Consider the following 11,230-nt stretch of genomic DNA (forward strand, 5'->3'; position numbering starts at 1 on the left):
ATTGAAACATAAAGACTCTTGCGGAAAATTTAACTCGTTGACACTGGTTGTCGGCGGAAGCAAATGAATATCGGGAGCAGTGGTATTTAATGATTCTTCTAAAGCCTTTTGACGCTCTTGTTGATGAATCAGTTGCATATCACCCAACTGCTGCGTAGCAGGCAATTGAGCTAATGTTATGGGTGATGTTAATACGATTGTTACAGCCGCAATACAGCTATGTTTAAATAAAAAATCCATATAAAATCAAAATCTAATAAAAATCCTTTTTTGAAATATTAACATATGACTAATAAATAGTCTATTTAAAAACGATAAGTGTTTTTATATAAAAAAGAAATAGGTAATCTGTTCGGTATAAATGTATTTATAGGGGGTCATTATTGGTTGTAAGTTAGGCTTAGGATAATTTGAAGTATTTTCTTGAGCAAAGAGCAAGAATTTATCCTGCTCTTTTTGTAGTGGGAATGAAGTTTATTTTTAACTAAATTTCATCATTCATATAAAATTAACTCTCGGATATTTTCATCCTCGTTGTTTCAGTTGGATTAATATCTTCAAATCTTCTCGAAAATTAGAAAGACCAATCTTCCACTTTTGTAAATAACACACCTTTAGGATTAACTTTCATAATAGCATCAACAACGGTCTTATGGTAAAGATGTATAGATGAATCTTCATAAAGTTTAAATACTAATCGTTTGATTAATGGAATATCTTTCAACGCATTTTTATCAAGTTCTAAACTGTCGATCCAAAGTAATAGATCGGGATCGTAATCATCTTCTGTACATTCAGATTTTTCTCTATCGACGGCTTTTAGATAATTATAGATATGTATATAAAAATAATCTTTTAAAATGTCTCCAGTATTGGTCTCGATTTCGGCAGGAATGAGCTCTATTCCTGTAATGTGCATAGCGTTTAAAACATCGGCTATTTTACTTGAAACAATACTTTCAGGTGAAGGAAAATAATCGCCAATTACCGGTTCTTTTGGAATGGGGTCACAAAATTTAAAATGAGTCAATTCGGGATTTTCTATTCTTTCTCTTGTTCTAGAATACATCATGGTATGTCTGGAATCATCTTGTGGACCAATTAAAGGATAGGCTTTATCACCTGCTCGATCAATAATATAATATTCAAACTCGTCATTTGTACTATTCATGTTTCTTATTCCTTTTATTTAATGTTATTGGTTTTTCATCATTATTGTTGAATCCAGTCTAATTTTCAATCAATATCATATTTGTTTATTAATTTAAATTAACTCAATAGTTTCTTTTAAATTTTGTAGTTGGCAGGGAATTTTGATCTTAATAACCATATTTATTTTTGAATATCAAATCGGTCGGTGGTGAGTGTACAAAAAGAACTTTTATCAATTCAGATGATTTTTAGCATACTATCTATTTTACAACGTATTTGCCTTTTATTATTTTTCGATTGGAACCTTTTCACAATCCAGCCGGCACAAAAGTGCAAAGACACTCAGCTTGATACTATGATGTGTACAGGTTTTAAATGCTTAAACCCGAGTTATTTTATTGCTAATAGTACAATCGTGTACTATTTATAAGTTATTTATAAGTTATGGGTCATTTTAAATATAACTTTAAGTTATAAGCACCTAAATAATTGTTATTTATTAACCCAAATACTTTATTGATAGACTGAAACCCTATACAAAGTCCAATGGGGGATAATAACAATGAAATTTTTAACTAAATCACTGACGGCGGTAACCTTAATCAGCTCATTATTTGTTGCAAGTTCGGTCTATGCCGATCGCTTAGATGATATTGAAAAACGCGGACAGATCAAAATAGCGGTATTTGATAGTAATCCGCCGTTTGGCTATATCGATGAAAAGACTAATCAAATTGTCGGGCTTGATGTTGATTATGCTAATGAAATCGGTAAAGCTTTAAATGTAAAAGTTGAGTTAGTTCCCACTAATCCAGCCAATCGTATACCTTTATTAACTTCACAAAAAGCCGATTTAATTGTGGCTAATTTTACAGTAACTGAGGAGCGTGCCAAAGCGGTCGATTTTAGTGTGCCTTACTTTGCAACCGGACAAAAATTTGTTGCTAAAAAAGGCGTGTTAAAAACGGCAGATGATCTTAACAATCTTCGTATTGGCGCAGATAAAGGGACGGTAATGGAAATTACCCTACGTGAAAAATATCCTACCGCTAAAGTGATTTCGTATGACGATACGCCTTTTGCCTTTGCTGCCTTACGTAATGGGCTAGTTAACGCTATTACTCAAGATGATGCTAAGCTGATTGGTTTATTGGCTAATGTGCCAGAAGATCAACGTGCAGAATTTGAAATTTCACCATTTAGTATCACTCAAGAGTATCAAGCCGTCGGCATTCCAAAAGGTGAAACACGTTTAAAAGATAAAGTGAATCAAATTTTATTAAATCTTGAAAAAGACGGCGAGGCTGTCACTATTTATAATCGTTGGTTTGGACCAGAAACTAAATCGGCCATGCCACGTGGTGATTTTAAAATAGGTAACGGTCAGTAACCATGTTTGAGCAACTACTTGAGCCTCGATATTTATGGTGGTTATGGGATGCTTTTTTAGTCACCTTAGCGATTTCATTTCTCACCATTATTTTATCAACGCTTTTAGGTTTTTTATTAGCTATTGCAGAGCAAAGCCACTTTAAATTGATTAAAGGGGTAATAGGGGGATATAACGCTATTTTTCGTTATTCGCCATTATTGCCTCAACTGTTTTTTTGGTATTTTGGCGTAGGCAACTTGTTGCCGGCTGAATTGAAAATGGTGTTATTAGATGAACCACAAATCTCTTGCTATTTTTTCACGTTAAAAATGCCTTCTTTTGAATTTATCATCGGTTTAATAGCGTTAACTTTTTATTCAAGCGCTTTTATTGCCAAAGAGTTTCAGGCTGGGATTTCAGGCGTGGCAAAGGGTCAACAGCAAGCCTCTTTAGCATTGGGGTTAAGTTGGTGGCAAAGTATGCGATTTATCATATTACCGCAAAGCTTTCGTATCGCCTTTTCGCCTTTAATTGGTCAATATATGAATATCATCAAAAATTCATCATTAACCATGGCTATCGGGGTGCTTGAGCTTTCTTATGTATCACGGCAAATTGAAACAGAGTCACTAAAAACATTTCAAGATTTTGCTATAGCAACATTGTTATATATTTTAGCCATTGTGATAGTTGGTACCCTTGGCAATATTTATCAAACAACAAGATTATCAACCAGTAAGGTTTAGAAAATAATGGAACTTAAAGGATTAACGGTTATTTGGGATAATTTGCCTTATCTTATGTGGGGTAACTTTCCCGGCGGTATATTTTTAACGCTAATGATGAGCGTTATTGCGATAATCTTCTCAACGCTATTAGGCATACTCGCCGGTATTGGTTTGACCGTTCTTAACGGCATCGCTCGTCAATTACTCATCATTTTACTTGGTTTTTTACGAGCTATTCCGGTCATTATGCTGATTTTTTGGACTTATTTTCTTTTGCCGGTTTTGTTAAATATTGATGTACCGGCAATTGCAACAGTGATCTCGGCCTTAACTTTCATCGGCGCTGCTTATATTGGGCACTCTGTGCATGCTGGCATGGTGGCGATAGCTAACGAGCAGTGGCAAGCAGCTTACTCGCTTGGGCTGACAAAACGACAAGTGATTGTCTATATTATTTTACCTCAAGCGTTGAAAATGATGTTGCCGTCGTTTGTCAATCAATGGGTATCATTAATCAAAGACACCTCGTTAGCTTATATTGTTGGCGTTGCGGAATTTACCTTTATTGCTACGCAGATTAACAACCGCAGTATGGTTTATCCGACCGAAATCTTTTTATTTGTTATTTTGGTCTATTTTGTGATTTGCGCATCACTCGATATTTCTGTTTCACGATTGACGCAAAAACGATTTAATCAGAAAAATTAAAAAATAGGGTGACTAAGCTTAAACTATCTATCAACAACTACGTTAATAACAAATGCGACATCGACAATTACGCATTGATAACGATACATCGACACTTGCTGTTTGCTCCTTTGCTTAAACGATTTTATCGCATCATTACGCCATACAGATTGCTTAATATGGTTATTGGCTTGATGATTTATTAAGGTTTTTTTAAGATTTAACGATTAAATTATTCAAAAGTAATCAATAATTCGAGTGGATGCGGTATGTGGCGCGATTTAAATACTCAACTTTTTTTGTTAATCAATGCTTCTGATCATGCATCGAAGCTGTTTATCTCTTTTGCAATCTTTTGTGCCAACTATCTGGCCTTTCTACCGATTATTGTGCTCATTATCGGTGGCGCAATTAATAAAAGTTATCGCTTGTTGATTATTAAGATTGTTGTCACTTTAATCGTAGCACTTAGCATCACATTTTTAATTCGACATCTGATCTATTCACCCCGCCCGTTTGCACTGGATATTGGTACGAATTATCTATATCATGATAAAACCAGCTCATTTCCTAGTCAGCATGCAGTATTTGTTTGGGGAATTTGTTGCACTATATATTTCAACTATCAATCTCAATTAAAAACCTTGCTTTATTTTTGTACAATCGTTGCCTTGCTGGTTTGTTGGAGCCGTATTTATCTTGGAATTCATTGGCCAATCGATATCGTAACCGGATTTTTATTGAGTTTGATATCGGCATACATCATCAATAAGATTTGGTTGTTGCGTGCGAATAAATCCCGATAGCTGACTCAATAGATAATAATAAAACGTTTATGGCAACTAACAATAATGATTTGGTATATGTGCTGCAAAGCATATAATAAATGTCAAAATATGCTCATGATTCTAATATCGATAACTGGGGTGATTCCTAATGAAAATACTGATTGTAGAAGATGATAGTCTATTACAAAAAGGGCTTTATGACGGTATTACCTCTAATGGTTATGTATGTGAAGTGGCATCAAATGGCAAGCAGGCGGAAGATCTTATCCAATTTTCTCAATTTAGCTTGATCATTTTAGATTTGGGGTTACCCGATTGCGACGGTTTAGAGCTGTTGATGCGCTGGCGTAAAAATCATATTGATATCCCTGTGCTCATATTAACCGCTCGTGATACGATTGAAGATCGCGTCGAAGGTTTAGATCAAGGAGCGGATGATTATTTAATTAAACCCTTTGCATTGACCGAACTCCTTGCCAGAGTGCGAGCATTAATCCGCCGAAATCAAGGAACGGCTGATAATGTAATAACTTATGGTGCAATTACTATTGATATCAAACAACAAAAAGTGACATTAGATGATAAAGAAGTGACCCTTACGCCCAAAGAGTTTATTGTTTTATCCCGTTTGATGCTTAAAGCGGGCGAAAAGGTTCATCGTGATTTGTTACAAAATGATTTATATGATTGGCAAAGTGACCCTAGCTCCAATGTGCTAGAAGTGTATATTCACGGTTTACGGACTAAGCTAGGACGAAAAACCATTCGGACTGTTCGTGGTTATGGTTATCAACTCGATGATAGTCAATAATCAGTTTTCTCGCTTTACGGATAAAATCAGATATGATTCGTCAATCCCTCAGTAACATTCGCCATAGTATCCGTTGGAATCTCTTTTTCACGCTGGGTGCAATTATGCTGATATGTCAAATTATCACGGTATTATGGTTATGGCATGAAAGCAAAGAGCAAATCGATGTCCTTGTCAATTTAACGTTAAGTCAAAATAAGATCGATGAAGTTGTCGAGCACGAAGAGCTAGAAGCCATTTTTGCCTTATTTTGCTCAGCGTTTTCGATGATGTTAGTCACGTTATTTTTGGCCTATAAAGCAATCAAATGGATCACAAAGCCGCTTGAAATACTTGAACAAGATTTAAATCAACGCACAGAAGATAATCTTAAACCCATTAGCCAAATTAGCCACATGCGGGAAATCAAATCAATCACTAATGTGTTAAATAAACTCTTTGTCCGATTAAGTAATACATTGGTACAAGAACGCTTGTTCACAGCGGACGTTGCTCATGAAATGCGCACGCCATTAGCCGGCATTCGCTTACATTTAGAACTTTTAGAAAACAAAAATAAGATTGATTGCCGTGAATTAATTGAACGGATAGATCGACTGGTCAATACGGTTGAACAATTGTTAATGCTGGCACGGGCAAGTCAAAAATTCACTATTGGGCAATATCAGAAGATAAATTTTTATGACGACATCATCATCCCACTTTCTGATGAACTGACCGAATTAACTGAGCAAAAACAGCAACAGCTAGTATGGTATTATCAAGACAATCAGCTATTTTTTAATGGTGATGCTACCTTGATTCGATTACTGATACGCAACTTAGTGGAAAATAGTTATCGCTATAGCCCGGCAAACAGCAAAATAACGGTAAGTTGCTTTAAACAAGCCGATATGATTGTGATAACAGTAGAAGATGAGGGGAGTGGTATTGATGAGTCAAAAACGGAAAAACTGACACAAGCGTTTTTCCGCATGGACAGGAAACATAATGGTATCGGGCTTGGTCTGAGTATTGTCAACCGTATAACCAAATTACATCATGGGCAATTTACGTTAAAAAACAGGCCAAACCAGCAAGGTACCATTGCAGAACTTAAGCTGAGTGATTCACATCATTGACCAGATTTGTGATCAAAGGATTATGGGTATTTTCTCTGATTAGTGATTTTAAAAATCGTTGCCAAGTTCGTTCAATTTTGCTTTTAGCAAAAAAACCGATGTAGTTGGCAATGGGAATAAAGGTAGAATTGCCGATATTATCAATTATGACTAATCGGTTTTGATCGGCAGATTGATGTTGAAACAAAATATTTTTGCTTTTAATGGTCATGGTAATAATGCGATCACGCAATAAATCGGCTTTTAATTTTTTCAAAGCGGTTACCAGCGCCGAATAGTACTGCGAAGTCAGTTGCTCATCAGCAAGATATTTTTCAAGGGTAGTTGATGTGTTACCGTCTTGATCCCGAATCAACTCAAAAACTTGACCTTCGCCAAGATTAGTATTGACCGCACCATAATACTGCGCCAATGCGTCCCACGCGATATGACGTTTGATAAGGTGTTTATAATACGCTATCTCACGGCTGGTTTCTTCTTGCGCACCTTCGTTATAATTAACTTTGATACATTTATTGGCATCATCAGGATGATGATAACATTTGCGGTGTAAGCCTTTGCTAATATACTCTTTATCGGTAAGTTGGATTAGATTTTTCATAGATATTGATATTGGCTAATTGAGTTTTTTAAAGAGTTTAACAGTAACTGTTTTTTCTCGCTACGATTTTTTATGATAAACGCTAGCGCTTTTTATATATTTCTGTATAATATCGCCACCCACGTTACGACAGCGTTCTTCCCAACGCTGTTTTCGGTTGTCAAAATTAGTATAACAACTCGAAGGGGTTAGTTAATTAATAGCAGCAATCAAAAAAGTGTAAATAAATCATATGATTTATTAACGTGAGATTAATTAAATTATTGGATAATTACGAATGAGTACTTTTTCAGCTAAACCAGAAACAGTTAAACGCGACTGGTATGTTGTGGATGCAGAAGGCAAAACGTTAGGTCGTTTAGCAACTGAAATCGCAAGCCGTTTGCGTGGTAAACACAAAGCAGAATATACACCACATGTTGACACAGGTGATTATATTATCGTTATCAATGCCGAGAAAGTTGCTGTAACAGGCAAAAAACGCACTGATAAGATCTATTATCGTCATACTGGCTACATCGGTGGGCTTAAAGAAGCGACTTTCAAAGAAATGATTGAACGTCATCCTGAACAAGTCATCGAAATCGCTGTAAAAGGCATGTTACCGAAAGGTCCTCTAGGTCGTGCAATGTACCGTAAACTAAAAGTTTATGCTGGTAGTGAGCACAATCATGCGGCACAACAACCGCAAGTATTAGATATTTAAGGGGATAAAAGATGGCTGATAATCAATATTACGGTACAGGTCGCCGCAAAAGTTCTGCTGCTCGTGTGTTTATTAAACCAGGTAGTGGAAATATCGTTATTAACAAACGTTCTTTAGAGCAATACTTTGGTCGTGATACTGCTCGTATGGTTGTGATGCAACCACTTGAGTTAGTTGAAATGACTGACAAACTTGATCTTTACATCACTGTTAAAGGTGGCGGTATTTCAGGTCAAGCTGGTGCGATTCGTCACGGTATTACTCGTGCATTAATGGAATATGATGAAACTTTACGTTCATCATTACGTCAAGCGGGCTTTGTTACTCGTGATGCACGTCAAGTAGAACGTAAAAAAGTGGGTCTACGCAAAGCACGTCGTCGTCCACAATTCAGCAAACGTTAATTGTATTTTACAAAAACGTTATCAAGTTGTACCAAAAACCCGGCATTGGTCGGGTTTTTTTATGTTTAACGTACTTGTTGAAAAATAGTGAAATAACTTTACTGATATTTCCCGTCAAAAAATCTTATCACAACGCTAAAATCTTAAATCTTGATCACTTTTTTGCTTAAACACCTATAAAATCTGAAACTTCTTGTCAAAATCGTCATATTTCGGCGATTCTTAATAAGAAAATTCATTTTTTTTAACAAATTTGTTATCCAATTTGCTAGAATAGAACTTATCTAAACTAAAATTTAATTTTAATATTTGGAGTGAACATGGTTGTTGCTGTTAATAAACGTTCTGTAATGACATTATTTTGTGATACAACTGATATTTACGGCCATCAGATTCGTTTTGTGCTGGCGGAAAAAGGCGTAACTGCAGAGATTGAGTTTGTCAAAGCTGACAACTTACCCCAAGAACTTTTGGATCTTAACCCATATAGCTCTATCCCAACCTTAATCGATCGTGATCTCACGTTGTTTGAGCCTCACATTGCCCTCGAGTATCTTGATGAGCGATTCCCGCATCCACCGTTAATGCCTGTTTACCCAATTGTGCGTGCAAATTCTCGCTTGACAATGTACCGTATCAAACGAGAGTGGTACAGCGCCTATGAAACCATTATTGCTGATCCGGATAGTGATGCAGCAAAAGTCGCTCGCAAAAACTTACTTGATGATCTTGTTTCTATCTCGGTCATGTTTAAAGAAAAAGACTATTTTATGAGTGATGATTTTACCTTATGTGATTGCTATTTTGCACCACTACTATGGCGTTTACCTGTTATGGGCATTGAATTGCCTAAAGTGGCTGAAAAGAATTATTTAAGCTATATGGCACGTATTTTTGAACGTCCTGCTTTTGTCAGTTCGTTAACCGATGACGAAAAGAAAATTAGGGCATAATCAACCCTTTTAATTGCAATTGAAATCAACAAGGTAACCTTTATGGAATATGAACAAATGTTGCCACGTCGCCCGTATCTTTTTCGGGCTATTTATGATTGGATTTTAGATAATCAATTAACCCCGTATATTCTCGTTAACACAACCGTTCCGGGGGTACAGGTGCCACGGCAATTTATTCAAAATAATCAGATCGTGTTGAATATTGCGCCCCATTCAGTTGGGCAATATTTAGCAAACAATGATCGGATTGAATTTAATGCCCGTTTTTCAGGCGTGTCCGAACATATCATTGTTCCAATGGAAGCGTTAGTTAGTATCTATACTCGTGAAAATGGCATGGGTATGGGTTTTCATGAAGAACCGCAATATGAAATGCAACGTGAAAAGTCATCTAACCCGACAACACAAACCGATAAAAAGCCTGCCAACCCGTTTCGTGTGATTAAGTAGTTATTACATAAGCATTAAATAAATGTTATCCATTTGTAAAATAATAGCTTTTTAAAAAAGCTATTATTGCTTATGCTGGCAAAATCATTTGAAACCTTAATCAAGCAGGCAACCTTTAGCAAGTATTGTCATTTGTATTTTCTTGCCTTATCGATATATGATATAGCAAACTAACTAACAAATTAAATCTGTATGAGCCATGAAATTGAATTAAAGTTTCAAATTAATCAAGAAGATATTGCTAATCTTCAAGCCTTTTTAAATCAATGGGCGAGTAGTGATGAGCTTGAGTTTTCGAGCTTATCGAAAAAGCAGCGTACATTTTCAACCTTATCTTTGGCTAATAGCTATTATGATACAGCCGATAACTATTTGCGCAATCATCATTGTGGATTAAGACTAAGATCGACGGAAAACAACCAGACTAAACAGTACGAAATGACGTTAAAGCGTGATAGCCACGCTATCGCCGGTTTACATGAGCGTGCTGAATACAATGTTGATTTAAGTCAACCACAACTCGATTTGTCTCTTTTTCCGGCGCAAGTGTTTCCTAAAGCGTGTGACATTACAACGCTACAACAAAATTTAAAACCACTTTTTACCACCAACTTTACCCGTCAAGTCTGGTTGATCTCGTTTGCCAATAGCGAAATTGAAGTTGCCTTAGATCAAGGTGAAATCACCTCTAATGGTCAAACTATACCAATTCAAGAAGTCGAGTTAGAGATCAAACACGGTAATAAACACGATCTTTTAAACTTTGCCAACGAACTGAGCCGATTCCATTTACACTTATTTTCACAAAGTAAAGCTGCCCGGGGATATCGTTTGTTAAATAATCAAAAAATATCACCTACGGAGTTTGAATTAACGCAACAATCAAGCTTGTTTGATATCATCAAATATTGGCAAAAAAACGAAGAGTATGCGTTATCAATTGATAATCTTGATTTTTATAAGCGGGTACTTGATCAAGTTAATCATCAGTTAATGAATAAAGCAGATAAATTCAATCCCGAACTTACACAGTGGCAAATGGCATTATCGGCGATAAATACGATCAAAACATTTGCATTTAGTGAAATTAATACAACACTCAAACTTATGCTGATTGCACAAATCGATAATGAAGTTAAAAATGAGTGATTTAAAACAGATAAGGAATAAGTTTAAACATAACTTTTTTGAAATCACCATTGTGGTTTGTTATCGTTTTTGGGTTGTTAAATAGTATTGCTGTTGTGGTTATTTATTACAGATTGTTCAACGATAATTTTGTTAAACAAGCTTTGAAATTCCAGGCAAATTGATTGTTTAAAAATTTATCATCTTACTCAATTCTCTTTCTCCTCCATTTTTATCAAGCTATGACTACATTTCCCTGTTTTAAGTAGGGGAAATGGTTGGCAGTTAGGCAAAGCAACTTAATGAAAAATAAAAGCAAGATAAAG

At 35.8% G+C, this 11,230-nt stretch carries 13 protein-coding genes and 1 pseudogene; 11 read left to right on the plus strand and 3 right to left on the minus strand.

Annotated elements, in window-relative coordinates; all coding sequences use genetic code 11:
* Both J3U74_RS08690 and J3U74_RS08695 read right to left on the minus strand, forming a co-directional pair.
* Positions 1-240 (minus strand): annotated as a pseudogene (locus J3U74_RS08690) (ShlB/FhaC/HecB family hemolysin secretion/activation protein); the annotation flags it as partial.
* A 334-nt stretch (positions 241-574) separates the two neighbouring features.
* Complete coding sequence (locus tag J3U74_RS08695) at positions 575-1,171, minus strand: imm11 family protein (protein WP_267329224.1); 597 nt, start codon at positions 1,169-1,171, stop codon at positions 575-577.
* 543 nt (positions 1,172-1,714) lie between these two features.
* Here J3U74_RS08695 and J3U74_RS08700 point away from each other — a divergent pair.
* The 6 genes from J3U74_RS08700 (at position 1,715) to pmrB (ending at position 6,659) form a co-directional block, all read left to right on the plus strand.
* A complete protein-coding gene (locus tag J3U74_RS08700; protein ID WP_267329225.1) occupies positions 1,715-2,542 on the plus strand; it encodes an ABC transporter substrate-binding protein in 828 nt (275 codons plus the stop codon).
* 2 nt (positions 2,543-2,544) lie between these two features.
* Positions 2,545-3,270, plus strand: a complete 726-nt coding sequence (locus J3U74_RS08705) for an amino acid ABC transporter permease (RefSeq protein ID WP_267329226.1) — start codon at positions 2,545-2,547, stop codon at positions 3,268-3,270.
* A gap of 6 nt (positions 3,271-3,276) precedes the next feature.
* Entirely contained in the window at positions 3,277-3,960 is a 684-nt protein-coding gene (locus J3U74_RS08710; RefSeq protein WP_267329227.1) for an amino acid ABC transporter permease, read from the plus strand.
* A 248-nt stretch (positions 3,961-4,208) separates the two neighbouring features.
* The gene (locus J3U74_RS08715) at positions 4,209-4,745 is read left to right on the plus strand and encodes a phosphatase PAP2 family protein (RefSeq protein ID WP_267329228.1); all 537 of its coding nucleotides are present in this window, start codon (positions 4,209-4,211) and stop codon (positions 4,743-4,745) included.
* A gap of 130 nt (positions 4,746-4,875) precedes the next feature.
* Positions 4,876-5,538 (plus strand): two-component system response regulator PmrA, encoded by a 663-nt coding sequence (gene pmrA, locus J3U74_RS08720; protein ID WP_267329229.1) that lies wholly within the window; start codon positions 4,876-4,878, stop codon positions 5,536-5,538.
* 32 nt (positions 5,539-5,570) lie between these two features.
* On the plus strand, positions 5,571-6,659 hold the full coding sequence (gene pmrB / locus J3U74_RS08725) for a two-component system sensor histidine kinase PmrB (protein WP_267329230.1): 1,089 nt from the start codon (positions 5,571-5,573) through the stop codon (positions 6,657-6,659).
* Here the strand turns inward: pmrB and J3U74_RS08730 are convergent.
* Positions 6,634-7,260 carry a YrbL family protein gene (locus J3U74_RS08730; protein WP_267329231.1) on the minus strand — a complete coding sequence of 209 codons (627 nt, stop codon included), beginning with the start codon at positions 7,258-7,260 and terminating at the stop codon, positions 6,634-6,636. The two genes, pmrB and J3U74_RS08730, sit on opposite strands and share 26 nt — an antisense overlap.
* Before the next feature lie 277 nt (positions 7,261-7,537).
* Between J3U74_RS08730 and rplM the strand changes: the two genes are divergently transcribed.
* The 5 genes from rplM (at position 7,538) to J3U74_RS08755 (ending at position 10,925) form a co-directional block, all read left to right on the plus strand.
* A complete protein-coding gene (gene rplM / locus J3U74_RS08735; protein ID WP_220217639.1) occupies positions 7,538-7,966 on the plus strand; it encodes a 50S ribosomal protein L13 in 429 nt (142 codons plus the stop codon).
* Between the two features lie 11 nt (positions 7,967-7,977).
* Positions 7,978-8,370: a 30S ribosomal protein S9 gene (gene rpsI, locus J3U74_RS08740; protein ID WP_034901366.1), complete on the plus strand. Its 393-nt coding sequence runs from the start codon at positions 7,978-7,980 to the stop codon at positions 8,368-8,370.
* Between the two features lie 320 nt (positions 8,371-8,690).
* Positions 8,691-9,323 carry a glutathione S-transferase N-terminal domain-containing protein gene (locus J3U74_RS08745; protein WP_220217638.1) on the plus strand — a complete coding sequence of 211 codons (633 nt, stop codon included), beginning with the start codon at positions 8,691-8,693 and terminating at the stop codon, positions 9,321-9,323.
* 42 nt (positions 9,324-9,365) lie between these two features.
* Positions 9,366-9,776 carry a ClpXP protease specificity-enhancing factor gene (locus J3U74_RS08750; RefSeq protein WP_267329232.1) on the plus strand — a complete coding sequence of 137 codons (411 nt, stop codon included), beginning with the start codon at positions 9,366-9,368 and terminating at the stop codon, positions 9,774-9,776.
* Between the two features lie 192 nt (positions 9,777-9,968).
* The gene (locus J3U74_RS08755) at positions 9,969-10,925 is read left to right on the plus strand and encodes an inorganic triphosphatase (RefSeq protein ID WP_267329233.1); all 957 of its coding nucleotides are present in this window, start codon (positions 9,969-9,971) and stop codon (positions 10,923-10,925) included.
* Positions 10,926-11,230: the final 305 nt, after the last annotated feature.

This window comes from Gilliamella sp. B3892 (assembly GCF_026536305.1).
GTDB lineage: Bacteria > Pseudomonadota > Gammaproteobacteria > Enterobacterales > Orbaceae > Gilliamella.